This window comes from Rhizobium sp. HT1-10 (genome assembly GCF_049472505.1).
Taxonomy (GTDB): Bacteria; Pseudomonadota; Alphaproteobacteria; order Rhizobiales; family Rhizobiaceae; genus Rhizobium.
Genome location: NZ_JBCEBQ010000008.1, coordinates 1 through 26,848, shown reverse-complemented (window position 1 = coordinate 26,848; position 26,848 = coordinate 1). Strand labels below are relative to the sequence as shown.

Annotated in this window: 23 protein-coding genes and 2 pseudogenes; 12 read left to right on the top strand and 13 right to left on the bottom strand. The window is 61.3% G+C overall.

The window, feature by feature from the left end; translation table 11 throughout:
* Positions 1-59 precede the first annotated feature (59 nt).
* On the top strand, positions 60-4,709 hold the full coding sequence (locus VH564_RS18855; protein WP_423341403.1) for a beta strand repeat-containing protein: 4,650 nt from the start codon (positions 60-62) through the stop codon (positions 4,707-4,709).
* Positions 4,710-4,852: 143 nt separating this feature from the next.
* Here VH564_RS18855 and VH564_RS18850 read toward each other — a convergent pair whose 3' ends face one another.
* From VH564_RS18850 to VH564_RS18840, 3 genes are all read right to left on the bottom strand, one after another.
* Positions 4,853-5,296 (bottom strand): response regulator, encoded by a 444-nt coding sequence (locus VH564_RS18850; protein WP_423341402.1) that lies wholly within the window; start codon positions 5,294-5,296, stop codon positions 4,853-4,855.
* A 143-nt stretch (positions 5,297-5,439) separates the two neighbouring features.
* Complete coding sequence (locus tag VH564_RS18845; protein ID WP_423341401.1) at positions 5,440-6,051, bottom strand: PilZ domain-containing protein; 612 nt, start codon at positions 6,049-6,051, stop codon at positions 5,440-5,442.
* 127 nt (positions 6,052-6,178) lie between these two features.
* Entirely contained in the window at positions 6,179-6,868 is a 690-nt protein-coding gene (locus VH564_RS18840) for a PAS domain-containing protein (protein WP_423341400.1), read from the bottom strand.
* A gap of 202 nt (positions 6,869-7,070) precedes the next feature.
* Between VH564_RS18840 and VH564_RS18835 the strand changes: the two genes are divergently transcribed.
* Positions 7,071-7,832: a rhomboid family intramembrane serine protease gene (locus VH564_RS18835; RefSeq protein ID WP_423341399.1), complete on the top strand. Its 762-nt coding sequence runs from the start codon at positions 7,071-7,073 to the stop codon at positions 7,830-7,832.
* A 106-nt stretch (positions 7,833-7,938) separates the two neighbouring features.
* Positions 7,939-8,373: a CBS domain-containing protein gene (locus VH564_RS18830; RefSeq protein WP_423341398.1), complete on the top strand. Its 435-nt coding sequence runs from the start codon at positions 7,939-7,941 to the stop codon at positions 8,371-8,373.
* A 34-nt stretch (positions 8,374-8,407) separates the two neighbouring features.
* Here VH564_RS18830 and VH564_RS18825 read toward each other — a convergent pair whose 3' ends face one another.
* From VH564_RS18825 to folE, 3 genes are all read right to left on the bottom strand, one after another.
* Complete coding sequence (locus tag VH564_RS18825; RefSeq protein WP_423341397.1) at positions 8,408-9,379, bottom strand: patatin-like phospholipase family protein; 972 nt, start codon at positions 9,377-9,379, stop codon at positions 8,408-8,410.
* Positions 9,380-9,490: 111 nt separating this feature from the next.
* The gene (hisI, locus tag VH564_RS18820; RefSeq protein ID WP_423341396.1) at positions 9,491-9,937 is read right to left on the bottom strand and encodes a phosphoribosyl-AMP cyclohydrolase; all 447 of its coding nucleotides are present in this window, start codon (positions 9,935-9,937) and stop codon (positions 9,491-9,493) included.
* A gap of 18 nt (positions 9,938-9,955) precedes the next feature.
* The gene (folE, locus tag VH564_RS18815) at positions 9,956-10,570 is read right to left on the bottom strand and encodes a GTP cyclohydrolase I FolE (RefSeq protein WP_423341395.1); all 615 of its coding nucleotides are present in this window, start codon (positions 10,568-10,570) and stop codon (positions 9,956-9,958) included.
* A 273-nt stretch (positions 10,571-10,843) separates the two neighbouring features.
* Here folE and VH564_RS18810 point away from each other — a divergent pair, with 273 nt between their 5' ends.
* The 4 genes from VH564_RS18810 (at position 10,844) to VH564_RS18795 (ending at position 14,749) form a co-directional block, all read left to right on the top strand.
* Entirely contained in the window at positions 10,844-11,290 is a 447-nt protein-coding gene (locus tag VH564_RS18810; RefSeq protein ID WP_423341394.1) for an iron-sulfur cluster assembly scaffold protein, read from the top strand.
* 3 nt (positions 11,291-11,293) lie between these two features.
* Positions 11,294-11,650, top strand: coding sequence for a membrane protein insertion efficiency factor YidD (gene yidD, locus VH564_RS18805; RefSeq protein WP_423341393.1), 357 nt, complete (start codon positions 11,294-11,296; stop codon positions 11,648-11,650).
* A gap of 163 nt (positions 11,651-11,813) precedes the next feature.
* Positions 11,814-13,802: a threonine--tRNA ligase gene (thrS, locus tag VH564_RS18800; protein ID WP_423341392.1), complete on the top strand. Its 1,989-nt coding sequence runs from the start codon at positions 11,814-11,816 to the stop codon at positions 13,800-13,802.
* A gap of 107 nt (positions 13,803-13,909) precedes the next feature.
* Positions 13,910-14,749, top strand: coding sequence for a lysophospholipid acyltransferase family protein (locus VH564_RS18795; protein WP_423341391.1), 840 nt, complete (start codon positions 13,910-13,912; stop codon positions 14,747-14,749).
* A 38-nt stretch (positions 14,750-14,787) separates the two neighbouring features.
* Here VH564_RS18795 and VH564_RS18790 read toward each other — a convergent pair whose 3' ends face one another.
* A complete protein-coding gene (locus VH564_RS18790) occupies positions 14,788-15,912 on the bottom strand; it encodes a hypothetical protein (RefSeq protein ID WP_423341390.1) in 1,125 nt (374 codons plus the stop codon).
* 206 nt (positions 15,913-16,118) lie between these two features.
* Between VH564_RS18790 and VH564_RS18785 the strand changes: the two genes are divergently transcribed.
* The 3 genes from VH564_RS18785 (at position 16,119) to VH564_RS18775 (ending at position 18,603) form a co-directional block, all read left to right on the top strand.
* Complete coding sequence (locus tag VH564_RS18785; protein WP_423341389.1) at positions 16,119-16,706, top strand: nitroreductase family protein; 588 nt, start codon at positions 16,119-16,121, stop codon at positions 16,704-16,706.
* Positions 16,706-17,308 carry a flavin reductase family protein gene (locus VH564_RS18780; RefSeq protein WP_423341388.1) on the top strand — a complete coding sequence of 201 codons (603 nt, stop codon included), beginning with the start codon at positions 16,706-16,708 and terminating at the stop codon, positions 17,306-17,308. The genes VH564_RS18785 and VH564_RS18780 overlap by 1 nt, the downstream gene beginning before the upstream one ends.
* Positions 17,309-17,463: 155 nt before the next feature.
* The gene (locus tag VH564_RS18775; protein WP_423341387.1) at positions 17,464-18,603 is read left to right on the top strand and encodes a DUF2336 domain-containing protein; all 1,140 of its coding nucleotides are present in this window, start codon (positions 17,464-17,466) and stop codon (positions 18,601-18,603) included.
* A gap of 12 nt (positions 18,604-18,615) precedes the next feature.
* Here VH564_RS18775 and pcaD read toward each other — a convergent pair whose 3' ends face one another.
* Positions 18,616-19,416 carry a 3-oxoadipate enol-lactonase gene (pcaD, locus tag VH564_RS18770; RefSeq protein WP_423341386.1) on the bottom strand — a complete coding sequence of 267 codons (801 nt, stop codon included), beginning with the start codon at positions 19,414-19,416 and terminating at the stop codon, positions 18,616-18,618.
* A gap of 246 nt (positions 19,417-19,662) precedes the next feature.
* Here pcaD and malQ point away from each other — a divergent pair, with 246 nt between their 5' ends.
* Positions 19,663-21,468: a 4-alpha-glucanotransferase gene (gene malQ / locus VH564_RS18765; RefSeq protein WP_423341385.1), complete on the top strand. Its 1,806-nt coding sequence runs from the start codon at positions 19,663-19,665 to the stop codon at positions 21,466-21,468.
* Positions 21,469-21,862: 394 nt separating this feature from the next.
* Here malQ and VH564_RS18760 read toward each other — a convergent pair whose 3' ends face one another.
* Entirely contained in the window at positions 21,863-22,873 is a 1,011-nt protein-coding gene (locus VH564_RS18760; protein WP_423341384.1) for an IS30 family transposase, read from the bottom strand.
* Positions 22,874-23,316: 443 nt separating this feature from the next.
* On the opposite strand from VH564_RS18760, the pseudogene VH564_RS18755 reads away from it, so the two are divergent.
* A pseudogene (locus tag VH564_RS18755) lies at positions 23,317-23,809 on the top strand (IS5 family transposase); the annotation flags it as partial.
* A gap of 249 nt (positions 23,810-24,058) precedes the next feature.
* Here the strand turns inward: VH564_RS18755 and VH564_RS18750 are convergent.
* From VH564_RS18750 to VH564_RS18735, 4 genes and pseudogenes are all read right to left on the bottom strand, one after another.
* Positions 24,059-24,724: an SDR family oxidoreductase gene (locus VH564_RS18750; protein WP_423341383.1), complete on the bottom strand. Its 666-nt coding sequence runs from the start codon at positions 24,722-24,724 to the stop codon at positions 24,059-24,061.
* Positions 24,725-24,802: 78 nt separating this feature from the next.
* Entirely contained in the window at positions 24,803-25,597 is a 795-nt protein-coding gene (locus VH564_RS18745; protein WP_423341382.1) for an SDR family NAD(P)-dependent oxidoreductase, read from the bottom strand.
* 349 nt (positions 25,598-25,946) lie between these two features.
* Positions 25,947-26,150 (bottom strand): hypothetical protein, encoded by a 204-nt coding sequence (locus VH564_RS18740; RefSeq protein WP_423341381.1) that lies wholly within the window; start codon positions 26,148-26,150, stop codon positions 25,947-25,949.
* A 306-nt stretch (positions 26,151-26,456) separates the two neighbouring features.
* Positions 26,457-26,848: pseudogene (locus VH564_RS18735) on the bottom strand (hypothetical protein); the annotation flags it as partial.

Genomic DNA, 26,848 nt, shown 5'->3' with positions numbered 1-26,848 from the left:
CATTTTCCGCGAGGGGCGCGGGAAGTGGTTGTCTTGCTGTCATGAACAAGGGGTTTCCTATGATTTCGCCCATTTCCTCGCTGAGCGTCACGCAGATCCGCTCGCTTGCAACCACAACGATTGCGGCCTGGACGACGGACGATATTTCGGCCTTGTCGACGACGCAGATCAGGGCCCTGTCGGGCGCGCAGGTCGCAGCTCTTGAGACCGAGGATCTCGCGGCCTTCTCAACGGCCCAGCTGAACGCCATCTCGGCAACCTCGATCACCAGCCTCAGCATGGACCAGCTCGCCATCCTGTCTACCGACAAGATCGGCGGCCTTGCGGCCGGCCAGGTCGCGGCGCTGAAGACGGCCCAGATCGGCGCTCTCGATGCCAGCCAGATCGAAGCGCTGACGCCTGCCCAGGTGGCGGCCCTGAGCGCCACACAAATTGCCGCCCTGTCCACCGACGATATCTCCAAATTTTCGACGGCCGACATCGCCGCCATCAGCGCCACCGCCATCACCGGCCTGTCAGCCGCCAACATCGCGGTCCTCAGCACCGACCAGACGGCCGCGCTGAAGACCAGCCAGATCGCCGTGTTGAAGACCAGCCAGGTTGCCGCCCTGACGACGGACCAGATCCCGGCGCTGTCGAGCACCCAGATGTCCGCCCTCAGCGCGACGCAGCTGAAGGCGCTTCCGACCAGTGACGTCAGCGTCCTGTCCACCGGCCAGATTGCCGCATTGAGCACCAAGGCGATCGCCGGACTGACGACAGTCCAGATCGGCGCGCTCTCGACGGCGCAGGTGGAGGCCCTGACATCGCCGCAGGTGGCAACGATGACCTCCGCGCAGGTCGCGGCCGTCGGAGCGGCGGGGCTTGCCACCTTCTCGACGGCCGACATCGCCGCCATCAGCACCGTGGCGCTCGCCGGCATTCCGGCCGCCAGCCTTGCCGGGCTCGGCAGCGACCAGATGGCCGCGTTGAAGACAACGCAGATTGCCGCCCTGAAGACCAGCCAGATCGCCGCCTTGACGGCAGGGCAGGTGCCTTCGCTGTCGACGGCGCAGATCGGCGCGCTGAGCGCCTCGCAGCTGCGGATGATGACGACCGACAGTATCGCCGCACTCTCCACCGACCAGATCGCTGCCATCAGCACAAGGGCCGTTTCCGGCCTGACCACGACGCAGATCGGCAGCCTATCGACCAGCCAAGCACAGGCTTTGACGCCGGCCCTCGTCGGCGTCATGAGCGCGATGCAGATCGGTGCCCTGAGTTCGGCCGATCTCGCGACCTTCTCGACCGCCGATGTCGCGGCCATCACGCCCACCGCGCTCGCCGGCCTTTCCACCGCCAATGTCGCGGCTCTCAGCTCCGATCAGCTTGCCGCCCTGAAGACCAGCCAGATCGTTGCGCTCAAGACCAACCAGATTGCAGCCCTCGACAGCAGCCAGACGCCGGCACTGACCACGGCGCAGGTGAATGTGCTGACGTCGGCCCAGCTCAAGGCGCTGGCGAGCGGCAGCATCGGAGCACTTTCCGCCTCCCAGATCGGCGCCATCAGCGCCCGTGCGATCGTCGGCATGACCTCGGCGCAGATTGCTGCGCTCTCGACAGACCAGGCCGAGGCTTTGAGCTCGGTTCAGATCGCCGGCCTCGTGTCCTCGCAGATCGCCGCCCTCAGCACGGCCGACATCGCCACCTTCTCGCCCGACGAGATCGCAGCCATCAATGCCACCGCGCTCACCGGAATGTCGACCGACAACATCGCGGCGCTCAGCGCCGACCAGGCGGCAGCGCTGAAATCCACTCAGATCGCCGCTTTGAAGTCCGGCCAGATCGCCGCCCTGACCTCCGGCCAGGTCGCGGCACTGACGACGACGCAGGTGGGCGCCCTTGGCTCGCTGCAGCTCAAGGCGCTGTCCAGTGACAGCCTGGCGGCGCTCTCCGAAGACCAGATCTCCGCGCTGAACAACAAGGCGGTCGCCGGTCTCACCTCTTCGCAGATCGCCGCCCTGTCGACCTTGCAGATCGAAGGCCTGACCTCGGCGCAGGTGGCAAACCTCAATGCAAGCCAGATCGGCGCCCTGACCACTGGCGACCTCTCGGTCATGTCGACAGACGAGATCGCAGCCATCGCTATCTCGGCCCTGTCGGGCCTGTCGAGCGCTGGCATCTCGGCCCTTTCGCCTGAACAGGCAGCCGCGCTGAAGACAAGCCAGATCGCCGCGCTGAAGACCGGCCAGATCGCTTCGCTCACCTCCAGCCAGCTGTCCGAGCTGACGACGGCGCAGGTCGGTGTGCTCTCGGCCACACAGGTCGCCGCCTTGACCAGCGCCAGCGTTTCCGCTCTCACCAACGACCAGATATCGGCGCTCAGTGCAAAGGGCGTCGCAGGCCTCACTTCGACGCAGATCGCTGCACTCTCGGTCGATCAGGTCGACGCCCTGACGTTGGCGCAGGTCGCCAGCCTCGGCTCGACGCAACTGGCGGCCATGACCACCGCCGATCTTGCGGCCTTCTCCAGTGACGAGATCGCCGCCGTCAGCGCCGCCGCCCTGTCCGGTCTCTCCAGCGCCGCCATCGCCTCGCTCAGCCCTGACCAGATCGCCGCCCTGAAGACAAGCCAGATTGCCGCCATGAAGACTGTTCAGGTCGCGGCGCTCGCTTCTGGCCAGGTGTCGACGCTGACGACGGCGCAGCTCGGCGTGCTCTCGGCGGCGCAGGTCGCGGCACTCACCAACGTCAACGCCCTTTCCGACGACCAGGTGGCAGCCCTCAGCGCCAAGGCCGTCGCCGGGCTGACCTCCACGCAGATCGCCGGTCTTTCGACCGATCAGGTCCAGGCCCTGACCTCGGCTCAGGTCGCCGGCCTCGGCTCCGCCCAGATCGCCGCCTTGAGCACAGCCGACCTCTCGGTGTTCTCGACCGACGACATCGCTGCGATTGGCGCGGCGGCCCTGGCGGGCCTGTCCACGAGCGCGATCGCTGCCCTCAGTCCGGAGCAGGCGGCAGCGCTGAAGACCAGCCAGATCGCTGCCTTGAAGACCGCGCAGATCGCGGCCATGACAACAGCGCAGATTGCCAGCCTCACCACGCAGCAGGTCGGCGCTCTGAGCTCAGCTACGATATCGGGAATTTCCACGGCCGACATCGCTGCCCTCACGGACGACCAGGTCGCCGCTCTTACCGTCGCTGCGGTGAAGGGCCTGACCTCCGCACAGATCGCGGCCCTGACCACCGACCAGGTCAGCAGCCTGTCCGCCGCCCAGATCGGCGCGTTGAATTCGGCGCAGATCTCCGCGCTCAGCACCGCTGATCTTGCTGCCTTCTCGGCAGCCGATCTGGCGGCCATCAGCTCCGCCGGCATGTCGGGCCTGTCGAGCGCGAATATCGCCAGCCTGACGCCGGATCAGGCGGCAGCGCTGACATCAGGCCAGATGGCGTCGCTGACTTCGGACCAGATCGCCGCGTTGACAGCGGCTCAGATCGCATCGCTGACAACAGCGCAGGTGGCCGCCCTCAGCGCCGCCGGCATCTCCGGGCTCGCGACGGCAAGCGTTGCGTCGCTCTCCGGTGACCAGATTGCCGCACTCGGCACCAAGGCGATTTCCGGCCTGACATCGGCCCAGGTCGGCGCCCTGACGACGGACCAGATCAACTCACTGACGTCCGCGCAGATCGCCGCCCTCGGATCGAACCAGACCTCGGCGCTGAGCACGGCAGAACTCTCTGCCTTCTCCCCGGACGACATTGCGGCACTCAGCACTTCTGGACTGTCGGGCCTCTCTAGCGACAGCGTCGCGGCCCTCAGCCTCGATCAGGTCGGTTCCCTCAGTGCAGCGCAGGTCGCGGCCTTGCGGACAGGGCAGGTGGCATCGCTGACATCGAGCCAGGTGGCAGCCTTGACCTCGTCGCAGATCGGCGCCCTGAGTTCGACGCAAATCTCGGCACTGTCCAGCGACAGCGTCGGTGCCTTCAGCACGGACCAGGTGGCGGGCCTCAGCGCCAAGGGGCTTGCGGGCCTGACATCGACGCAGATCGCGGCCATGTCGACCGATCAGGTCCAGGCGCTGACCTCGGCCCAGGTCGCGGTGCTCACCGCCGCGCAGATCGGCGCCTTCGACAGCGCCGATATTGCAACCCTGTCGACCGACGATATCGCCGCCCTCAGTGCGGCAGCGCTTCCGGGCCTTTCGAGCGGCAATATCGCCGCGCTTAGCTCGGATCAGCTTGCGGCGCTGAAAACGAGCCAGATCTCCGCCCTGACCTTTGCCCAGACGCGCGCCTTGAGCTCGCAGCAGGCGGCGAGCCTCAGCACGGATCAGTTGGGTGCCCTCAGCGCCCTGCAGGTTGCGGCACTCGGAACCGGCAGCATCACGGCGCTGTCCACCGATCAGGTCGCAGCCCTCAGCGTCAGATCGATGATCGGCCTTACCACGGCGCAGATCGCCGCCATGTCAACGGCCCAGATCGAGGCTTTCACGCCGGCCCAGGTCGCGGGAATGAACTCGCTGCAGATCGCGGCCTTGAGCACGGACGGCATTGCTGCCTTCTCGGCGGCCGACATCGCATCGATCAGCACGTCGGCCATTGCAGGCCTGTCGACGGTCGATATCGGCAGCCTGTCGAGCGCCCAGCTGCAGGCAATCACAGCTGCGCAGGTCGAGGCACTCACCCCGACGCAAATGGAAGCCGTCGTCACGGCCTACCAGTCGTTCTAACGGGCAGACAGAAAAGTGCAGGCGAAGCTTGGAAGCGACGCCTGCATTTTTCTTTGCGCTGATGGTGAAATTTCAACAGGACAGCTTGCCCTCGCTCGGCGGACTACCGGGGGCAGGGGCTTTTCAGCTTTAAACAGCATGGTTTAAGCGGTGAAGACTTTCAGCATGCCTGGCACGGCGGCAACCGCATTGTCGCGGCGCGCCGCAGCATAGGTCAGCGTCTCTTCGACGGTGCGCGGGCTGACGGGCTTTGACACGACGCCCAGCGTCCCCTGCACCCCATCGGCGACGACTTCTGCATTTCCAGTCATGAACACGACGGTTATGCCGAAATCCTCCGCGAGGATTCGGCCTATGGCAGGGCCGCTGGCGCCGTCAGAGAGATTTACGTCAACGAATGCGATGTCAGCGGCAGCGGCAAGATTGAGAGCGTGTTCCAAGCTGCTCGCAAGGCCAGCGACCTCAAACCCCACACTTGCCACCATGTCTTCGAGATCGAGTGCTATGATGAGTTCGTCTTCGACGATCAACACCCTTTTCTTGGGCGCGTGATCGATGTGCGTTTCACGCATGGAATTTGACTGCATTTCTTTGCCCAGAGACTGACCGAAGCTTGTTGGTCACCGAATAACAAGCGCGAAGCAGCCGGTCCCAGGCTGTTCCACACCACCAATGCAATAGGCTGCCAAAAGTTCCGAATTAATTTTAGGCAGTGTTCGTAAAGGCAGTTCTAGAGAAATTCCCGCAACGTGTCGCGCGACTGCAGGGTCAGGAACTCGATGGCGACGCCTTCCATGAAGTGGCGCACGACACGTCCGCGCATGTTGCCAAGCCGTACCGCCATGCCCAAGGCAGGCCGTATCTCGACATCGACGGCCGCGCCCGAAAGCGAGAGATCCAGAATCCGGCATTTAAACACGGTGTCGTCGTCCAAGGTCAGCTCGACCGCTACGTTCTTCGGCATGAGACGGTCGTGGCGACGATCTTCAGGCAGGCCCAGTTCGTGTTTGTTTGCCAACCAAGTCAGCTGCGCGGCAAGCTTCTCGCGTTTGCGGTCCGTGGCATTGATCGACATGTTGAAGCCTCGGCTGTCGATCGAAAGGACGTGGCCCTCGACGCGACCGAGGTGGTCGATATAGGCGATGACGCGCTCATCGGCGCGTGGCCGACCCAGGCAGGTGACGTACATGTCGCCAGGCGACATATCGATCACCATGCATTCGAATTCATCGTAGTTGGCCAGCATCAGGCGACCCTGCATGTTGATCGGCACCCTTTGAAAGGTACGCTGATCCATCCGCGGCGCGATCCGCATCTTCTGAACTGGCTCGAACGAATGCATGGAGGACTTCTTGAAGTTGCCTACTCGCAGTAGAGTAGCAGGAAGTCCTTAACAGATGTTTGGGACCTGGCCGTGTGTTCCTTTGCTGGTCTGGCTGATTCTGGTTCAACTTCCAAGGCAGCAAGCGTCAGCGTAGGGATCTCTCGCCGCCCACCATCAGATGCAGCGCCCGACGCGCTACGGCTTCCAGACCGGCCGAGCTCTTCCGCCATGTCCAGGCGGACGATCGCCGCTCGACGGCCTCGGCCGTTTCAGCATATGGCTGATCGCTGAGGTTGTGGCGTCGCTCTGCGGCGAGATCGACCATGACGTCGCTGCCGATCCAGGCACCATGGGTGTCTGGCGCGATGCATCCCAAGAGGCGGTCGCAACAACCTGTAGAGGAGCGCATCGGCAACAGCGCGATTTCGAAGCCGACATTGCGCTCAAGTCGGGTGCGGCCGATGGCGTCGATCAGCATGGGAGCGATCTTGCTCATGACCTCTCGCGCCGTTGCCTCGGCCACGTTGGCGTGCGCCTGCCCCCATAGGGACGAGAAGAGGTCACCGCGCAGTTCTCTGCCGAAAAGGTTGCAGGCCATTGTCCCGGCCAGGCGGAACCGTAGCTCGTCGTCCGGCGCGATTTCCAGGATGAATATCTGCGACAGGATATGGCGGATGGCAGCAGGGTCCACGTCGGCGCGCTGGGGTGCGTCATCCGCGCCTCGAACGCTGTCCCAATAATTAAAGACTTCTAAGCTTGCCTTCAGGCGCATGACCGGTCCGTGTTCCATTTCGGCGCAGATTCGACGATGAGCGAGCGCTTTGGTCCTCAACATGCGTTTTTCATGCCAGAGCCGGGTGGGTAAGGTTAATGAGGGGTTTAGGTTGTCGTGGCCTGCTCTTCGTGGAATGAGTTTCCCCATCCGCCACATCGGATGGCAGCATGCATTCCAAAGCCGTCCGGCATCAGCGGACGGCTTCTTTTTTGGAAAGTGCTCCTGTATGTCTGCCTTTTGAAATCCAGACAAAGAGCACGTCATGCAAGATCCTGCGCCGCCGGCGCCTGAAACCGAGCAGCCCATGATCGAAGGGCCACGACCGCGCACGCCGATCTTCAACCTGCCGCCGGTTCTGACCGCGAGCCTGGGGCTGTTGATCGCCATATACCTGGTTCAGTCGATCCTGTTCTCTAGCGACATGCTCGACTGGTTCTTCTTCACCTTCGGTTTCGTGCCCGGTCGTTATGTGGTGCCTTTGTCCCAGCAAGGCTGGGAATGGCTTTGGACGCCGATAACCTACTCGCTCTTGCATGCCAATATCGAGCATATCGTATTCAACGGCCTGTGGCTGATGGCCTTCGGCGCGCCCGTGGCGCGGCGGATCGGACTGCGTCGGTTCATCGTCTTCTGGATCCTATCGGCCATAGCCTCCGCTGCTTTGAACGCCGCGATCAACTGGGGTGCCATGTCGCTGATGATCGGCGCCTCCGGCGTCGTCTCGGCGCTTATGGGGGCGGCCTGTCGTTTTGCATTCCCGCCGGAGACGCTTGGACGCCGGGGGCGGGAGGCTCATCTCAACCCGCGCCTGTCGGTTGTCGCCGCGCTGCGCAGCCGGACGGTTTTCATCTTCATCCTCTTCTGGTTCCTGACCAACATCCTCATTGCGTTCGGCATACCGCTCGTGGGAGACGGGTCGCAGGAGGTTGCCTGGGATGCCCATGTCGGTGGTTTTCTGTTTGGCTTCTTTCTTTTCCCGCTGTTCGATCGTCCGCTTCTGGTGGATGAGACGGCTGAAGACTGACGGTTGCAATCGTAACCCCCGACGTGCAAAATCGACTTCCGACGGGCGCTGGGAGGAGAGCGGCGCACTGCCGGAGCATTTTTGCAATGTCGTCAGGGAGGATCGAATGCCAATTTCCGTAAAATCCATATTGGACTCGAAGGGTCGCGCCGTCGTCACGGTCAGTGCGGACACAACGCTGATGGAAGCTGCCGCCATTCTGGCGGAGAACCGCATCGGCGCGCTGGTGATCGGCGCAGTGGGCGGGGAAGTTTCCGGAATATTCACCGAGCGCGATGTGGTGAAGGCGGTCGCCAAATATGGCAGGCAGTGCCTCGATCAGGCGGTCGGCGACATCATGAGTTTTAACATTGTTCGCTGCAGCGAGAACTCCACGGTCGATGAGGTCATGGAGATGATGACGCAAAGGCGCTTCCGCCACGTACCGGTCGAAGACGACGGCAAGCTGAGCGGCATCATCTCGATCGGCGACGTGGTCAAGGCGCATATCCGCGAAATCGAACTCGAGGCCGAGCAGATCAAGGCCTATATTGCCGGCTGAGCCTGCGCGAGGATGGCGCACTCACGCGCTGTCCTCACCGCTCGCGGGCGTAGGCTTGCTGCATTCGGCGAATTTCCGGCAGCCGCGCCGAAGTTTCCTCATAGCCGCGATCGATGGCTTCGCCGGCGCGGTGGAACTCCGAGAGACCGATATCGCTCAGCCGGGGATGCAAAGCGAGGTCAGGCGGATCGCCGGCAAGTCGCGCGCGCGAAATCCTGTCCTGGATGATGTTGAACGCCTGCACCATGACGCCGGTCATACCGAGCCTCGAATAGGGCGCTTCCGCCTGTCGGTGGATTTCCGAGGGCGTCAGCATGGCGTTGTGCTTGACGACGGCGGAGCGGCCGTAGAGGTCGTAATGCAGGTTCACGGCAACCACCAGCGACTGCTCGTAGGAGCGGCAGACCGAAACGGGCACAGGATTGACCAAGGCGCCATCGACCAGCGTCCGATTGTTGCTGCGCACAGGCTCGAAGATACCTGGCAAGGCATAGGACGCTCGAAGTGCCGTGATCAGCGAGCCGTTGGCGATCCAGACCTCGTGGCCGGTGTTGAGCTCGGCGGCGACAGCGACGAACGGACGGTCGAGATCCTCGATGGCGAGGCCTTGAAGATGTTCCTGCATGCGTTTTGTCAGTCGCATGCCGCCGAATAGCCCGCTGCCGCCGATCGTCAGGTCCAGCAGCCCGGCTATGCGGCGCATGGTCAGCGAGCGCGCAAAGGTTTCCAGTTCGTCCAGCTTGCCGGCCAGATAGCAGCCACCGACCAAAGCACCGATCGATGTCCCGGCAATCATGCCGACCTCGATGCCGGCCTCGTCCAGCGCCCGGAGCACGCCGATATGGGCCCAGCCCCGTGCTGCCCCGCCGCCGAGGGCAAGGGCGATCTTTGCCGTTATCGGCGGAACGGGAACGACGGCCGTCCCGGCAGGGCTGTTGCCGGTTGGCTCGCTGGCATTCACCGGACTTTGCCCGGCACCCTGACGATTGAAACGCCAGTTGAGCATCTTATCTTTCCTTCAGGGCGCATCGCGCCCCTTGTTGCGTCGCATCCCTTTTGTTTTGAAGACTATAGTCGAGCGGCCGCCTCCGGCCTATCGATTGCAGCATCAACTTGTTTAATGGCCATAAACATCCTGTGGGTCGAAATGCTTGTGGTCATCGACGATCCGCACGACGGGCTTACCGTTCTCGATCTCCACGGTCCGATAAAAGCAGGACCGGCGGCCGGTATGGCAAGTGGCCGCGTGACCGCCGACTTCCACCTTCAGCAGCAGCGCGTCCTGGTCGCAATCGGTGCGGATTTCGACAACCGTCTGCAGATTGCCTGACGTCTCGCCTTTCTTCCAGATTTTAGAGCGGGAGCGACTGAAATAATGCGCCGTCCTGGTCTCTAGCGTGAGCGATAATGCCTCGGCGTTCATGTGGGCGACCATCAGCAGGACGCCGTCATGGGCATCCGTGACGATGGCGGTGATCAGCCCGTTGCTGTCGAAGCGCGGCGTGAATTCTCCGTCAGCCTCGAGTTCGCTCTTATCGGTGGATGGTTGCTTGAATATCGTCATCGTCGTCTGCGGCCGCAATCAGCGGCCGCGCACCAGCGTCATGAATCGGGCCTGCTCGGCCGGATCGACCTTGTAGGAACCGGTGAATCGTGTCGTCAGCGTCGTCGATCCCTGCTTCTGCACGCCGCGCATCGCCATGCACATGTGCTCCGCCTCGATCATGATGGCGACGCCGCGCGGACGCAGGGTTTCATCGATCGCCGTGGCGATCTGGGCGGTCATGGCTTCCTGCGTCTGCAGGCGTCGGCCAAAGATATCGACGACGCGGGCGATCTTCGACAGACCGAGAACGCGGCCGTTCGGAAGATAGGCGATGTGCGCCTTGCCGATGATCGGCACGACGTGGTGCTCGCAATGGGAATAGAAGGGGATATCACGGACGAGCACCATGTCGTCGTAGCCCGCGACTTCCTCGAAGGTGCGTCCGAGGACGTCTTCCGGATCCATGTCGTAGCCGGCGAACAACTCGCGATAGGATTTGGCAACGCGGGCAGGCGTGTCGATCAGCCCTTCGCGCGTCGGATCGTCTCCCGCCCAGCGAAGCAGCACCCTGACAGCGTCCTCCGCTTCCTTTTGCGTCGGGCGATCCGAGTGGGTATCGGTCAGCGCCAAATTCTTTAACACAGCGTCCATCCTAAGGTTTCCTGATCCGCGCCGCGGATCGTTATTTTTCTCTTGTCGGTGCAATCCGTTGCCCTAGACTGCGGAGACAAGATTCCGCCTGCTCGGCCGATTGTCACGGCCGTGATATACGGTTTCCGCTCAATCTCGCACACGGGCGTTGTAAAATCGTGTCCGCCGAACGAAATACATATAGTATGACGGCAGCCCTGTGAAAGTGTCCGCATGGATACGGTGTGTTTTTCGTTAGGATACGACCGACGTCGTATCGGAGCATGATGTGCGATGGATGACATCTACAATAGCAAGATCCTCGAGTTGGCGGGCAACATTGACCGCATCGGTATGCTTGAGGACGCTGACGCCAGCGCGCAGGCCCATTCTCGCCTCTGCGGTTCACGCGTCAAGATCTGGCTGAAGCTCGACGGTGACGTGGTCAGCGACTTCGCCCATGAGGTCAAGGCCTGCGCGCTGGGGCAGGCGTCGTCTTCCGTCATGGCCCGCCACGTCGTCGGTGCCAGCGTTGGCGAGTTGCGCCAGGCGAAGACGGAGATGCTGGCGATGCTGCAACAGGACGGCGAGGGTCCCGCAGGGCGGTTCGCAGAGATGCGTTACCTGCGTCCGGTCAAGGACTACAAGGCGCGGCATGCCTCGACGATGCTTACCTTCGAGGCGGTTGTGGACGCGCTCTCCCAGATTGAAGCCAAACGCGGCGTCGCTGCAGAGGCCTGAGCCATGTGCGACGCGCACGACCACAGCCAGAACGCCACCCTATCGCGAAACTACACCGGCCCGTTCCGCAGGACGCCGGACCGGCTTTTGGGCATGGGGCTGATCCGGCTCTACCAACTGACCCTGTCAGGCTTCATCGGCAACGCCTGCCGCCATCTGCCGACCTGCTCCGAATATGGCTACGAGGCGATCGCCCGGCACGGCCTTTGGCCGGGCGGCTGGATGACGCTGTTTCGCGTCGGTCGTTGCGGCCCCGGCGGCACCAGCGGCTTCGACCCGGTGCCGGAGCAGTTGCAGTCCCGGCAGCATTGGTGGCTGCCGTGGCGGTATTTCCGCAAGCAGTCCGCCCGTAGCCTTTAATCGGCTTGCAGGTCGGCGCCTCGAAGGCAGCGCGGAGCCCGGTTTTCCTTTACTCAAAGGCCAAAAACATCTATCAGGCGCCGCGAGATCGGTCGTTGTCGACCCCTCATGTTTGTGACACACCACCCGCATTGGTTGGCGGGACTGGATAAGGAAGCTTATGATGCCTGACGCTATTTCCCTGACATTTCCCGATGGTTCGGTGCGCGGTTTCGAAGCCGGCGCTACCGGGCGTGACGTGGCCGAATCGATCTCCAAGTCGCTGGCCAAGAAGGCCGTGGCCATTGCCATCGACGGCACCGTGCAGGATCTCTCGGACCCCATCAAAACAGGGGCGATCGAGATCATCACCCGCACGGACGCCCGCGCGCTCGAACTTATTCGCCACGACGCGGCCCATGTGATGGCCGAAGCCGTGCAGGAACTGTGGCCGGGTACGCAGGTGACCATCGGTCCGGTCATCGAAAACGGCTTCTACTACGATTTTGCCAAGAACGAGCCGTTCACTCCGGACGATCTTCCCGTCATCGAAAAGAAGATGAAGGAAATCATCCAGCGCAACAGCCCCTTTACCAAGCAGGTCTGGTCGCGCGAAAAGGCCAAGCAGGTGTTTGCCGATAAGGGCGAAGCCTACAAGGTCGAGCTTGTGGATGCGATCCCGGCCGGCCAGGATCTGAAGATCTATTACCAGGGCGACTGGTTCGACCTTTGCCGCGGCCCGCATATGGCCTCGACGGGGCAGATCGGCACGGCTTTCAAGCTGATGAAGGTGGCCGGCGCCTATTGGCGCGGCGACAGCAACAATCCGATGCTGACGCGCATCTACGGCACCGCCTTCGCCGAGCAGTCGGAACTCGACAATTACCTGAACATTCTCGCCGAAGCCGAGAAGCGCGACCACCGTCGCCTCGGTCGCGAGATGGACCTGTTCCATTTCCAGGAAGAGGGCCCGGGCGTTGTCTTCTGGCACGGCAAGGGCTGGCGGCTGTTCCAGTCGCTGGTGTCCTACATGCGCCGCCGCCTGGCGCGCGACTACCAGGAAGTCAATGCGCCGCAGGTGCTCGACAAGTCCCTCTGGGAGACGTCGGGCCACTGGGGCTGGTATCGCGACAACATGTTCAAGGTCACCGTCGCCGGCGACGAGACCGACGATGAACGCGTCTTCGCGCTGAAGCCGATGAACTGCCCAGGGCACATCCAAATCTTCAAGCACGGACTGAAGTCCTACCGCGAACTCCCTGTTCGTCTTGCGGAATTTGGTAACGTCCATCGCTACGAGCCGTCAGGCGCACTGCATGGTCTGATGCGCGTTCGCGGCTTCACGCAGGACGACGCCCACATCTTTTGCACCGATGAGCAGATGGCGGCCGAGTGCCTGAAGATCAACGATCTCATTCTTTCGGTCTATGAGGACTTCGGCTTCGAGGAGATCGTCGTCAAGCTGTCCACACGGCCGGAGAAGCGTGTCGGTTCAGACGCCCTGTGGGATCGCGCCGAAGAAGTGATGATGGAGGTGCTCCAGACTATCGAAGCGCAATCCGGCGGCCGTATCAAGACCGGCATCCTGCCGGGTGAGGGCGCGTTCTACGGTCCGAAATTCGAGTACACGCTGCGCGATGCCATCGGTCGCGAGTGGCAGTGCGGTACGACGCAGGTCGACTTCAACCTGCCGGAACGTTTCGGTGCCTTCTACATCGACCAGAACTCGGAAAAGACCCAGCCGGTCATGATTCACCGCGCCATCTGCGGCTCGATGGAGCGCTTCCTCGGCATTCTGATCGAGAACTTCGCCGGCCATATGCCGCTGTGGATCTCGCCCCAGCAGGTCGTCGTGGCGACGATCACTTCCGATGCCGACGACTACGGTATGGAGGTGGCGGAGATGTTGCGTGAGGCCGGGTTGCAGGTCGAGACCGACTTCCGCAACGAGAAGATCAACTACAAGATCCGTGAGCACAGCGTCACCAAGGTGCCTGTCATCATCGTCTGCGGCAAAAAGGAAGCAGAGGAGCGCTCCGTCAATATCCGCCGGCTTGGTTCGCAGGCGCAGACTTCGATGTCGCTCGACGCGGCAATCGAAAGTCTGACGCTGGAAGCGACGCCGCCCGACGTCCGCCGCAAGGCTGAGGAAAAGGCGACAAGAGCTGCCTGATCTGATCTACCTCTGACAGGGCCGTAATGGCCCTGTCAGATAACTGACATCGATTCGTAATATACCGAGGCCAGTCTGATCAGGAGCGGGTTTACCCCGGCGCAATCGTGAAGCTCAAAGTCCTCTCCTATGCCAATGAACGCGACCCCCGCCTGAAGCGGTGGTTCATCCGCTCGATCGAGGGCCTTTCAGGCCGCGATCGCTACGCGCGTCTTTACGATATCTGGCGCAGCGATATCGTCGCGAGCGGCGAGCGCGTCTTCGGCAAGATGCTCGACCTCATCGACATTAGAATGGACGTGCGCGGCGCATGGCCGCCGGCAAATCTGCCGGACACGCCATTGGTCATCGTCGCCAACCATCCCTTCGGCATCGGCGACGGCATTGCCATCCTGGCGCTGGCCGAGCAGCTTGGCCGGCCTTTCAGGGTGCTGATCAACGACGAGTTGCTGAAAGTCCCCGAGATGAGTGCCTATTCGTTGCCGATCTCCTTCGAGGAAACCCGCGAGGCGATGGCCATGAACATGCAGACCCGCCATGAGGCGGTCCGGCTGCTGAAGGAAGGGGTTACCATCATCGTCTTCCCCGCCGGCGGTGTCGCCACGGCCAAGAAAGGCTTCGGTCTGGCGGAAGACCTTCCCTGGAAGATATTTCCGGCCAAGCTGGTGCAGGCCGCGCGCGCTTCCGTCATCCCGATCTATTTCGAGGGGCAGAACGGCCGCTTGTTCCACCTGGCCAGCCGTGTCTCGCTGACGCTGCGCATCTCCATGCTGATCCGCGAGTTCCGTCGTCTGTCCGGCAGCACGATCACCTCGCACATCGGCGACATCATCCCGTTCGACACGCTGAGCGAAGGGTGCGATCGCAAGGACCTGCTCTCGCGCCTCTATAGCGCGGTGTTTTCAATGGCACCGCAAAAGCGTGCGCTTCTCAGCCGCGCAAGCTGAGCAGAACCCGACCCAAGCACTACGCCGGGCCGCCGTGCTCAATCCATGCTTGTTCCGTCGTCGCCCGCGGGCAGCGGCGGTTCGGCAGCGGAGGGCGCTGAAGCCGGGGAGGGTGACGTGGTGGCCGGGTGCGGACCTGAACGCACCTGCTGCTGCGGCACGGCTGATGGCGGAGCCTCATCGGGCCCATTTTCAGGGTCCTGAAGATCCTGCGGCTGCTGCTCCTTCATCAACACCTCGACGTCGATGTTCTTGCCGGCCGAGACGCTGAAGTCGCGCTGGTAGATCTTGTCCTTGTTGCGAGCGACCGCCGTGTAGCGTCCCTCGGCGAGGATCATCGTCGGAAAGGCACTGACGCTTTCGCCGACGATATCGCCGGCGGCCGTCAGGACCGACCAGGCCGTGTCTGCAATGGCTTCGCCACCCGCGTCCGACACCAGCTTGAAGGTCAGTTTCGCGGCACGATGCTGGATCGTCGCCTCGGTCACCTTGCCGGCCTCGACCTGGATGTCGGCGCGGATGATGGCGTTCACCTGGCCGTATTCGGAAACGATATGATAGGTGCCGGCACTGAGCCCGATCAGGGTGTTCGGCTTGACGTCCGACATGACCAGGCCGCGCGTGCCGTCTTCCTTGACCTCGTTGGAATAGACCGAAAAGCTGAGTTCGGCGGGCGGAATGCGCACATCGGAGCCGGAGACCGCGTTGAGCAGGATGCCGCCGGCGTCGAGCACCATGACCTGCTTCTGCGTCTCGCCGCTTTCGGGCACTGTCAGCTTCTTGGTGACACCGGCCCGGCCGAAGGAAACGTTGACGAAGTAGTCGCCGGGGCCAAGTTGGAATGCGGCCGAGCCACCCTTGGAGCTCGCAACCAGGGGCAGCTTGCCGTCGCCGCCAGCCACGGGACTGAACACGTACCACGACAGGCCCTGCTGCAGCGGCGCCCCGTCCGTCGTCAGCTTGGCATCCAGCGCAACATCGCGGAGCGGAGCCACCTTGCCGTCGAGGCCGGGGGCGACGAAGGCGTTCAGCTTCGGCATCTTTGCCGAGCTGTTGAGCTGCTTGAACTCCTTGAATGCGTCGTCCGCCTGGACGGCAAGGCTGCCGGCGACCAAGAGCAACGCCGTCAGGCCGATCCGACCGGTATGGTGTGAAGCAGACATGAATTCCAATCGATCGATGACGCCCGTATCAATCTGCACCATGAAGACCAACGCGGTGGCAATTTCAAGACCTTGCGGCCCTGGGTACAGCTGATTCCCTTGCTTTTGTCACGGATACGGGAATTGACATCGGCGCCATCGGCAGCGACAACCCGGCAACGCCATGTATGGTGAAACCCGGCTGTTTGCCCCTACGGAATTTCGTTATGAAAAACGATATCAGACTGATCGATTATCTCGCCGTCCGCAGGTCGACGCCGGCGTTCCAGATGTGCGAACCCGGCCCCAGCCAGGCAGAGGTCGAGGAGATGCTTCGGCTTGCCTCGCGTGTCCCCGATCACGGTAAACTGGCACCCTGGCGTTTCATCGTCTACCAGGGCAACGAGCGCGTCAAGATTGGCGAGGCACTGCTGCAGATGGCGCTGAAGACCAAGCCGGATCTTTCCGACGAGATGAGAGCCGTCGAACGCGCGCGCTTTACCCGCGCCCCCGTCGTCATTGCCGTCGTCAGCACGGCTGCGCCGCATTTCAAGATACCGGAATGGGAGCAGGTCCTGTCGGCAGGTGCCCTCTGCCTCAACCTCTCGATGGCGGCGAATGCCCTTGGTTATGTGGCCAACTGGCTGTCGGAGTGGTTCACCTATGACGAACGCGCCCATCCCTTGCTCGGCGTCCGGCCCGGCGAAAAGATAGCCGGCTTCATCCATATCGGGTCGACCACGTTCCCGAACACCGAACGTCCTCGTCCCGAACTCAGCGAAACGGTGACCTGGGTCGGAAGCGGGCAAGGCTGATGTTCTACAGCACGGACAGCAACCGACACGGGCTGGCACACGATCCCTTCAAGGCCATCGTCACGCCTCGGCCGATTGGCTGGATCGGTAGCAAGGGGAGGGACGGTTCGCTCAACCTTTCGCCCTATTCCTTTTTCAATGCTGTCTGCGATACGCCGAAGATCATCATGTTCTCCTCACAGGGCCGCAAGGATAGCGCCCGTAATGCTGAGGAAACGGGCGCTTTCACCGCAAATTTCGTCAGTCGCAACCTCGTCGACAAAATGAACGCCTCTTCCGCAGCCGTGCCCTACGGCGTCGACGAGTTCGCGCTTGCCGGGCTGACCGCCCGGATGGGTACGCTGATCGATGCGCCCTATGTTGCGGAGGCTTTCGCCGTGCTCGAATGCCGGGTTACAGAAATCCGCAATCCGATGACGCTGGCGGGTGTTCCTGCCGGCAATGTCATGGTGTTCGGCGAAGTCGTCGGCATCCATATCGATGAGGCCATCATCCGTGACGGCCGTCTGGATATGGAGCTTGCCCGACCGATGGGCAGAATGGGCTATATGGATTACAGCGAAGCGAGTTCCGTCTTCGAACTGCTGAGGCCAGCCTCTTGATGTAGCCGGCACCAGGCCGGGCGGCATCGCAGCCGATTTCGACAGCATTACCGGAGGCTTAATGTCTATGGTGAACCAATCATAAACTTTTTGTCGCTAGCTTCGGACTCACTGTAAAACGGACGGTAGCCGCCCGTAGTATCGAGGTCGGACACGTGATCGTAGAGGCTTTTCTTCGCTGGGCTGAAACCGCTAAAGCTGGAGACAGGGCGAGGGCAGCCAATGCGCTCGGGCGAGCCTATCTCGGCTCCAGCATGCCGGCCGCGGAACGTGATGCCGCGGAACTGGCAATGACCTACCTGCTTGACGATCCGTCGCCGCGCGTCCGCCTGTCGCTGGCCGAAGCGCTGGCGCACGCGGAGACGGCGCCGCGCAACGTCATCCTGTCGCTCGCCGCCGACCAGCCCGAAATCGCAGCACAGGTCATTCTTTGCTCGCCCTTGCTGACCGAGGCAGACCTGATCGACCTCGCAGCCCGTGGCGACGGCATCACCCGCGTCCTGATCGCCTCGCGTGGTACGGTTGGCGTCTCCCTCGTCGCCGTCATCGCCGAGATCGGCGAAAGGGAAGAGGTTCTTTGCCTGCTTGAGAATCCCGCCGCCTGCTGGTCGCGCGCGCCACTGCGGCGGATTGCCGAGCGGTTGGGGGACTGCGCCGATATCCGCAGCCTGCTCCTCGACATGCCGGAGTTGCCCTGCGAAGCCCGGCATATGCTGATGCAACAGATCAGCAATGCCTTGTCCGGCTTTTCCCTGGTGCAGGCAACCCTTGGCGAACGCAGGCTCAGCCACGTCACGCGCGAAGCGGACGAGGCGGCAACCGTTGCCATCGCCGGCACGGCGCATCACGACGACATCGCCGGCCTTGTCGAGCACCTGCGGCAGAGCGGCCGGCTCACACCGGCCTTCCTGATGCAGACGCTCTGCACCGGCAAAATCGATTTCTTCGCCAGCGCAATCGTGGACCTGTCGGGCTGCAGCGAGCGGCGAGTGCGCTCGATTCTCGGCACAGGGCGGATGCATGCGGTGAGGGCGCTCTACGAATCGGCTGGCTTGCCGCGCGATGTCAGCAATCTCTTTGTCGAAGCGACGATGCTGTGGCGCCACGCCTCGCGTTCCAGCCTGGAGACCATGCTCGAAAACGTCTCGCAACGCCTGCTGCGAAGCTTCGGCCGCGCCGACGGCGCCTCCAGCGCTGCCCGCGACCTGATGGTCATGGTGGAGAAGCTGCACATCGCCGAGCAACGCCAGTCGGCTCGGTCCTTCGCTCTGCAGGCGATGCCCGTGGCGGCTTGACCGAACCAGCCGTTAGTTCGCCGTCTCGACCTCGGCAACGAAGGCCTTGATGATCTCCGTCAGCATCGCCGGCTGTTCGACCGGGAGAAGATGTCCGGCCTTCTTGACAACCTCGTAACGCGCGCCGGGGATGCGCTTTGCCATTGCGAGGACCAGATCCTGCGGCGTCGAGCCGTCCTGGTCGCCGACCACGCATAGGGTCGGAACAGCGATCCGGGTCAATGTTTCGCTGTAATCGGCATTGCGCAACGCTCTGCAGCTCGCCAGGTACCCGGTTACCGGCTGGCGGACCAGCATGTTCCTGTAACCCGTGATCGCGCCGCTTTCCGCGCTGCGGAAGTCTGGCGTGAACCAGCGCTCCATGGTGCCCTCGGCGAGGGCTTCGATACCGCCTGTTTCCACCTCGCCGATCCGCTGATCCCAAGCTTCTGATGATCCGATTCTTGGCGCCGTGCCGCAAAGGATCAGGCCACGCACCAGTGCCGCCCGACGCTGGTAAAGGGACTGGGCGACAAGCCCGCCGATCGACAGCCCGCAGACATAGGCACTTTCAACAGCCAACATGTCGAGCAGACCCTCCAGATCGGCCGCGTGGTCCTCGATCGCGTAGGGCGTCTTGCCGATGTCTGAAAGTCCATGGCCGCGTTTGTCGTAGAGAATGATGGCGAAGTCACCGGCCAGCCGGATGATGACATCGCGCCAGATGCGGAAGTCGGTGCCGAGCGCATTGGCAAAGACGATCGTCGGCTTGTCGCCCGAGGCGCCGATGATCTGGTAGTGGATCATGACATCGTTGATACGGGCAAACTGCATGGGGCGTCCTCTTTGTCTCTTGGGTGTGTTCGGGTCTGGCAGACCTTGCGTATCCGGATGTCTTGCCACGAAGTTCCGACAATCGCAAAGCGCCGGGGACCACGCGGGTCAACGACGGGTGTTGGTGCTGTCTCATCTGCGGCTGCCGCCCTCGATGCAAGTGCGGAACAATCGCGGTCAAATTCTGTTTTCCCAGGCCGCCGGACGTGTGAAGACGTCCTTGCTTCCTGAAATACTGGGACGTCCATGCCTGAAAATCACGAAAGCCTTAAAAACCTTGCCCGCAAGCACGGCATCGCATTACGCCGACCTTCGCCCGACGGCCATTCGGTGCCCGTTTCCAATGCCACCCTTAGCGATATGCTGACCGCCTTGCACATCGAGTTCTATGCACCCGACGTCGTCGAGACGGAAGCCGTTTGTTACCTACCCTTGGATTTGCAGCAGCGGCCATGCTGGGGCGTCAGCCTGCAGCTCTACGAGCTCAAGTCGCACCGCAATTGGGGGATAGGCGACTTCTCCGATCTCGAGGCGTGCTGCGACATGCTCGCGCCGCTCGGCGCCGATTTCATCGGCCTGAACCCGCTACACGCGCCTTTTATCGCCGATCCCGATCGATGCAGCCCCTACGAACCATCGAACCGACAGTTCCTGAACCCGCTCTACATCGCCGTCGATGCCGTGGACGGCTTCGCAGCGAATGCTGAACTTGCCGCGCGGCTCGAGCGTCTGCGCGCCCTGGATTTGGTAGACTATGTTGCGGTGGCTGAGGCGAAGCTCGCAGTGTTGCGCGCGCTTTGGGCCGAGGGCAAGGGAGGTTGCAACAGTGCCGAATTCGCTGCCTTTGCGGAGGAGGGTGGTCAGCAGTTGCATCGCCATGCACTGTTTGAAGCGATTTCGGGCACTATGGTCGCGGAAGGCAAAAGCGCAGGATGGAAAGGCTGGCCCTCGTCCTACCAGACCCCCTTCCACAACGACGTCGAACGCTTTGCCGAAAAGCATGCCGACCTGGTGCTTTTCCACAAATGGCTGCAGTGGCTGGCGCACAGCCAGCTCAGCAACGCCTCGAAGCGCGCCCGGGATGCCGGCATGCGCGTCGGCCTTTATCTCGACCTTGCGGTTGGCGAGGCGCTGGACGGATCGGCCACCTGGAGCGATCCCGACATCTACGTCGCCGGCGCAAGCATCGGAAACCCGCCGGAACCCTTCGCCATCGAGGGCCAGGACTGGCGTCTGGCGGCCCTCCTGCCGCAGGCGATCGCATCCGGCAGTCCTTCGCCGTTCCACAGGCTGCTGGCGGCCGCGATGCGCTATGCGGGCGCCATTCGCATCGACCATGCCGCCGCTCTGTCGCGACTGTTCCTTGTTCCGACGAAAGGTGGCCCGGCTGACGGGACCTATGTCTCCTATCCGCAGGAAGACCTGCTGCGGGTGTTGGCCGACACCTCCCAGCACTATGGGTCGATCGTCATCGGCGAGGATCTCGGCAACATCCCTGATGGGCTGCGCGACGATCTCGCGCTTGCCAATATCCTGTCCTACCGCATCCTCTCCTACGAGCGGACGAACCAGGGCTTCGTCGAGCCAGAAGCCTATCCGGCTCTGGCGCTTGCCTGCGTCTCCACCCACGATCACCAGACCTTCACCGGCTGGTGGCGCGGCGACGACATTGCAATGCGCACCGAGCACGGTCTGGTCCCGGAGGAAATGACACGGGCCCACGAGATCGAAAGAGACGCCGAGCGGGCGGATCTGGTCCGTGCCTTCACCGACGCGGAGATACTCGGCGAGGCGCAGGAGCCTTTCAGCGAGAAGGAGAAGGCCTTGCGCCTGGCGGTAAATGCATACCAATATATTGGGCGCAGCCCGTCGATGCTCGTTGCCGTCCGGCTCGCCGATCTCACCAACGAGCCGAAGCCGACCAACATTCCCGGCACCAGCAGCAGCTACCCGAACTGGAAACCCAAACTCTCCGTTTCGCTCGAAGAACTGGGGGCTGTCCCGCTGTTTGAGGAGGTCGTATCGGCCATGGCTAGGTGCAGACCGAGGTGAGGGTTGCATACGCGGCTCTCACTGCTCGTGGTCATCACCACGCTAAAGGCCGTCGACCTTGCTTCGATCATTCTGTTGCGGCGACCAACGCCTCCAACTGGATAACAATCTCTGTGGGCAAAGTCGGTTGGCGCTGCAGCTTTCTCAGCCGGCGGCGCAGCTCCTCGGCAATACCGTCGGCAACCGTGCTGCAACAGCCATTGCATTAGCCGTCGCATTCCGGCGTTGGCGATCGTGAAACCTGTTGCGCTTGGTCTAAATTAGCGTAAATGGCCGAGCGGTGACGACCGAGCTGACGTGCGATCTAGTTGATGGGGACGTTTGCAACCACCAGGTGACGCGTCGGCAACAGGTGTGAGTTCACGATGAACCGCGACTTGCGGCATTCCCAATGCTATCCCGCGCGCCTGATCTGGGCGAGAACTTTCTGGCGAAAGACCTCTGCGGGCGTTTTGTAGCCGAGGCATTTACGCGGCGTTGAGTTTAGCCTGTTGCAGATCTCGACCAGATCGCTCTCGGTGATAGACAGCGGATTGACCTCTCTCGACAGCCATTTGCGGGCCCGGCGATTGGTGTTTTCGACGGTGCCTTTTTGCCAGGGCGATTGCGGATCGCAAAACCAGGTCTGCGCTCCGATCCCTGCCTGCAGATACGGCCAGTCGGTAAACTCGGTGCCGCGGTCGAAGGTAATCGAGCGGCGGGCGAGATGGGGTAGGGATTGGAGCACGCCAATCAGCTTGTCCATGATCGGTTTCGACTGGCGGTCATTGTTGCGCAACAGGACGGCAAATCGACTGACGCGTTCGACCAGTGACGTTACATTGGCTTTGCCGAACTTCTGTCGAAACTGGATGAGATCGCACTCCCAATGACCGAATTGCTTGCGTTCTGTCACCGCTTCCGGACGGTTGAGAATGTTGACCTCCGGGCCGAAGCGACGACCGTGGCGGCGTCTGGCGTGCCTCGGGCGGCGTCTGGCCCGATGCTCAGGCAGATGTCGCCAGAGCTTGATCGCCTGGCCGTCGGATGAATAGGCGAATTTGTAGATCGTCTCATGGCTGACGCAAATTTTCTGCCCTTCGACCTGTAACCGGCCGGCAATCTGCTGTGGCGACCAGCCATGCATGATCTGCTCGATGACGGCCTGGCGCAGCTCGGAGAAGCGGGCAAGCTTGCGCAGCTTTGCGCGCCGGTCACGCGCCATCTCATGGGCCGTGACGCAGTAATAGCCGTTGAGGTCTTCCATGGCGGAATCTTCAAAAGCATTGCGTCGCAGTTCCCGGAAAATGGTCGACCGATGGCGACCGAGTTTCTCGGCGATCACTGTGGCGCTGATGCCAGCAGTCTTCCAGCGCGCGATCTTGCGCCGCTCATCCATGTCAATCTGCGAGTAGGTGCGTTCCATGTCTCATTCCTTGCAAGCGATAAACCATTGTTATCTATTGCAAGTCGCACTTCATCCTTGAACCCACCCCCGCTACAGACGAAAAGTGGATAATCTGTCTTATGGAACTTATGACTCATTGCCCGATCACTACAACTGTAAGAGCCGTTCTGGTTTTGCTCAAATCCGCTCAAATTGGACTAGCGTTCCGCTTTGGTTTGCCTCAATCGCGAATTCCCCATAGCAATACCGTCTGCGCAGTAGTAGCCCGGGCTTCTTCCCACCTCGCTCTTCACTTAAATCCGTGGAACATCATTCTCGTCAGCGACGTGCCATATCTATCTCTTGCCCGACACCGGTAGCCCGGCTACTGCGAAATCAACCGGTCAGATCAATGCAAGCGAATGCTTTAAGCATTTCATTAGCCCTCGCGGGTATCGCTGTGCGCAAAGCGGGGCAAGCCTGAGCAATTGATGATCGACGCGACCCATTTGAAAGCCCATCGCACCGCAGCCAGCCTGCTAAAAAAGGGGATGTTCCCCGACGTATCGGACGCACCAAAGGCGGGTTGAACTCCAAGCTGCATGCTGTTTGCGATGGTCACGGTCGGCCACTGATCCTGCTCTTGAGCGAAGGGCAGATGAGCGACTAAAAAGGTGCCGCGCGGATGCTGCATGCTTTTCCCAAGGCAAAGACGCTTCTTGCCGACAAGGGATATGACGCCGACTGGTTTCGAGACGCCTTGGCGCAACGCGACATAACAGCCTGCATTCCATCACGGGCAACCGCAAGGTGCCGATCCCGCACGATCCAGCGCTCTACAAAAAGCGGCACAAGATCGAAAACATGTTCAGCAGGCTCAAGGACTGGAGGCGAATTCACACCCGATGCGACCGTTGCGCTCACACCTTCTTCTCAAGCATATGCATCGCGGCCGCCGTCATCTTCTGGCTCTGATTTAACGAGTCCTGAGCCCAGGCCGTCGGAGCGCCAAAACGGAGCCGGCGGATTTGCTGAGACTTGTTCGTGGCCATCACATCAATAGTAGCGACGGCTATGAGTGTGACCATGATGATCAGGGGCGTCAGGCCGTGTGCCCAGCATGCGCAGACACATCGCGGTGTCGCTTCCTTCTCATCGTGCCTTTAGGAGGGACAGCCTCTCGCGGCGCCGTATGACGCCATCACGAGAGGCGGGCGTTAATCCCTACGGTGCGATCGTTCCGCCACCATCAACTGTGACGGTCGATCCTGTGACAAAGGGATTGGCCGCGACGAACAGAATAGCTTGCGCGACGTCTTTCGCTTGACCGATTCGTTGGACCGGCAGACGGGATGCGACCCTGCTGAACATCGTTTGCCTGTCCTCTTCCGTCATCTTGGCATGGAGAGGCGTGTCGATCAGGCCTGGGGAGACGGCATTTACTCGTATGGGCGCGCGCTCCAGCGCTAGGCCTCGAGCCAGCGCCTGCAGCGCTGCGTTAATAGCGCCCTGTAACACTGAGCTGGCGCTCGGCCTCTGCGACAGAAAGCCGGAAACGAAAGTGATCGAACCGCCGTCATGAAGCCGGGCAGCCCGCGCGACGCGATAGGCACCGAAGAACTTGTTGTTCATCGAAACCTGGGCGTCTGCCAGGTTGACGGAGGCAACCGAGCCGGTTGTCGTGCGCGCCGCCGCAACCACCACATGGTCGAACGGCTCTTGCGCGGCGAAAAATGTCTCGACGGATAGGTCGTTGGTAATGTCGAGCACATCCCTGGCGGGACGCTCCACGCGCGCTCCAGCAGCTTCGAATGCGTCTGCGGTGGCACCGCCAATGCCGCCTGACGCACCGACAACCAAGACTCGGGCATCTTTAAAATCGACTGTCATGATCTTTCCTCCAGAAGGATTAAACTTGGCTTCAAGAATGGCGAAAGGCGGCCAGATCGCGGCCGACCGCCAACGCCTTCATGCGATGGAGCGAACCACGCCGCCATCGACCCGTAGCGCAGTTCCGTTCGTCGCAGATGACTGCTGTGAGCAGACATAGACGACCATATTAGCGATCTCCTCGGTCGTGGAGAAGCGGCCAAGCAGGGATGTGGGTCGGTTCTGTTCAAGAAAGCCCTTTTCGACCGCCTCGATCGACTGGCCGGTCTGCTGCGCTATTCCTTCCAGCACGTTACCGAAGCCTTCCGAGCGCGTGGGCCCGGGAAGGACCGAATTGACTGTTACGCCTGACTTTGCCGCCAGTTCTGCGACGCCGCGGGAAACAGCAAGCTGGGCAGCCTTTGTCATTCCGTAGTCGATCATCTCCTTTGGCGGGTTGAGCGCTGATTCGCTGCTGATGAAGACAATTCGGCCCCAGCCTCGTTGCATCATGCCGGGCAAATAATGCTTCGTCAGGCGCACACCGCTCAAGACGTTAAGTTGGTACATGAACAGCCAGTCCTCGTCGGTGAGTTCCTCGAAGGGCTTGAACAAGGCAGCACCGACGCTGTTAACTAGTATGTCGGCCTCTGCTGCTTCGGCGGCAAGCTTGGCGGCGCCTTCGCTCGTACCGAGGTCAGACGCCACACCGGACAGGATCGCGCCTGGAGCAAGAGTACGAATTTGTGCGATTGCGCCTCGAACGCGTTCGTCAGTACGACCGTTCACAACGACTTCAGCTCCAGCCTGAGCTAGGCCGGTGGCAATGGCGAGGCCAATTCCAGCAGTTGAGCCGCTGACAACCGCACGCTTACCGGTTAAGTCGATTTTCATGGGATGAATTCCTTAATTGTGATGTTGACAACTTGAAAATAGGAGCTTCACAGGAAACCATAAGACGTCTTATTGTCCCTGCAATCGTTCCTTGGCGTCAGCAATCAGAAGCAAGGATTATCAACCTGTGGAAAAGTGTTGGTTGATGCGCATCGGTCTGTCGCGGCGCAGCTGCGCAACCCATATCGGGAGCAGCTGTACGATCTTTGAACAAGCTTCCTGCAGCCGTGGATAACTAAGGCTGAGCTGAAAGATTAGCCTGGCGGTTTGTGATGGATGCGCCTCTACTGCCAGATACTGCCGATCGAGTTCGGACAACCGATAGAGGCTGGAGCGAAAATGAAGGTTTTCACTCGACCGCATTGGGGACAACAAGAAACTTTCGTCCAGAAACTGATTTTCTGTAAAGCTCAATTGTTTTCGCCCGAAAGAGATCGGCCAATCCAATTTCTTCTCCATATTCAGTATGGAACGTCGTCTTCAACTCGTTGACGATCCGACGGTGAAAGCGCGTTTCAGTTTCATCTCCAAATTTTTTCAGCTGCCAACTCATCAGCCAACCTCCCACACCCCGGGAAGTACCGATATTCTGCCGCAATACGCGGTCCTTATTACTAAGAAGCCCATAGATGTGGACTTGCCAATGAACCGGCGATCCGTACCGAGAAAATTCGGTCACTTATGCGGCCTTGGATCGATCCATGGCGTGCAGGATGTCGGAGGCCATCTGTCCACCGCCTATCGCATCAAAAGCAAGTGTAGCCCCTGTTTGATCTATCGCTTCCAATAACCGTGCACCAAAGTCGCTATCAGAAGAATTGACGACAAACCTTGCGCCGGCAGACCGAAGCATGGCTGACTATTCTTGCGACCGAACGACGTTTACCCATGGTACCTCGTCCGTCTGACACGGTCGATTGAGCATTAGCCCGAGCGCCGAGGCCGCAGCCGTATTCACCAGCGCTGTATGGCCTTCCCGCCGCATCGTTTCGACCATTGCCAAAGCGGTCGTCGGATTGATCAGCGCTGATGCGCCATGACGTGGAGCCAAGCCATTCGGAAGCACAAGGCAATCTGACGCCTTTACTGTCCGAAATTGCGACAACAAGCCGCCACGCAAGCTAACTGTGACCTTGCCCCGCCGAATTAATCCATTTTGAAGTAAGCTCTGGCCCATTGAGAGGACCAGAGGATGAAGCGCAACCGTTTTACAGACGAACAGATCATCGGCATTTTGAAGGAGCATGAGGC

Excerpts from the sequence above, each read along its gene's own strand:
- VH564_RS18855 (WP_423341403.1), top strand. The coding sequence starts at position 60 with ATGATTTCGCCCATTTCCTCGCTGAGCGTCACGCAGATCCGCTCGCTT.
- VH564_RS18850 (WP_423341402.1), bottom strand. The coding sequence starts at position 5,296 with ATGCAGTCAAATTCCATGCGTGAAACGCACATCGATCACGCGCCCAAG.
- VH564_RS18845 (WP_423341401.1), bottom strand. The coding sequence starts at position 6,051 with ATGCATTCGTTCGAGCCAGTTCAGAAGATGCGGATCGCGCCGCGGATG.
- VH564_RS18840 (WP_423341400.1), bottom strand. The coding sequence starts at position 6,868 with ATGTTGAGGACCAAAGCGCTCGCTCATCGTCGAATCTGCGCCGAAATG.
- VH564_RS18835 (WP_423341399.1), top strand. The coding sequence starts at position 7,071 with ATGCAAGATCCTGCGCCGCCGGCGCCTGAAACCGAGCAGCCCATGATC.
- VH564_RS18830 (WP_423341398.1), top strand. The coding sequence starts at position 7,939 with ATGCCAATTTCCGTAAAATCCATATTGGACTCGAAGGGTCGCGCCGTC.
- VH564_RS18825 (WP_423341397.1), bottom strand. The coding sequence starts at position 9,379 with ATGCTCAACTGGCGTTTCAATCGTCAGGGTGCCGGGCAAAGTCCGGTG.
- hisI (WP_423341396.1), bottom strand. The coding sequence starts at position 9,937 with ATGACGATATTCAAGCAACCATCCACCGATAAGAGCGAACTCGAGGCT.
- folE (WP_423341395.1), bottom strand. The coding sequence starts at position 10,570 with ATGGACGCTGTGTTAAAGAATTTGGCGCTGACCGATACCCACTCGGAT.
- VH564_RS18810 (WP_423341394.1), top strand. The coding sequence starts at position 10,844 with ATGGATGACATCTACAATAGCAAGATCCTCGAGTTGGCGGGCAACATT.
- yidD (WP_423341393.1), top strand. The coding sequence starts at position 11,294 with ATGTGCGACGCGCACGACCACAGCCAGAACGCCACCCTATCGCGAAAC.
- thrS (WP_423341392.1), top strand. The coding sequence starts at position 11,814 with ATGCCTGACGCTATTTCCCTGACATTTCCCGATGGTTCGGTGCGCGGT.
- VH564_RS18790 (WP_423341390.1), bottom strand. The coding sequence starts at position 15,912 with ATGTCTGCTTCACACCATACCGGTCGGATCGGCCTGACGGCGTTGCTC.
- VH564_RS18785 (WP_423341389.1), top strand. The coding sequence starts at position 16,119 with ATGAAAAACGATATCAGACTGATCGATTATCTCGCCGTCCGCAGGTCG.
- VH564_RS18780 (WP_423341388.1), top strand. The coding sequence starts at position 16,706 with ATGTTCTACAGCACGGACAGCAACCGACACGGGCTGGCACACGATCCC.
- pcaD (WP_423341386.1), bottom strand. The coding sequence starts at position 19,416 with ATGCAGTTTGCCCGTATCAACGATGTCATGATCCACTACCAGATCATC.
- malQ (WP_423341385.1), top strand. The coding sequence starts at position 19,663 with ATGCCTGAAAATCACGAAAGCCTTAAAAACCTTGCCCGCAAGCACGGC.
- VH564_RS18760 (WP_423341384.1), bottom strand. The coding sequence starts at position 22,873 with ATGGAACGCACCTACTCGCAGATTGACATGGATGAGCGGCGCAAGATC.
- VH564_RS18750 (WP_423341383.1), bottom strand. The coding sequence starts at position 24,724 with ATGACAGTCGATTTTAAAGATGCCCGAGTCTTGGTTGTCGGTGCGTCA.
- VH564_RS18745 (WP_423341382.1), bottom strand. The coding sequence starts at position 25,597 with ATGAAAATCGACTTAACCGGTAAGCGTGCGGTTGTCAGCGGCTCAACT.
- VH564_RS18740 (WP_423341381.1), bottom strand. The coding sequence starts at position 26,150 with ATGAGTTGGCAGCTGAAAAAATTTGGAGATGAAACTGAAACGCGCTTT.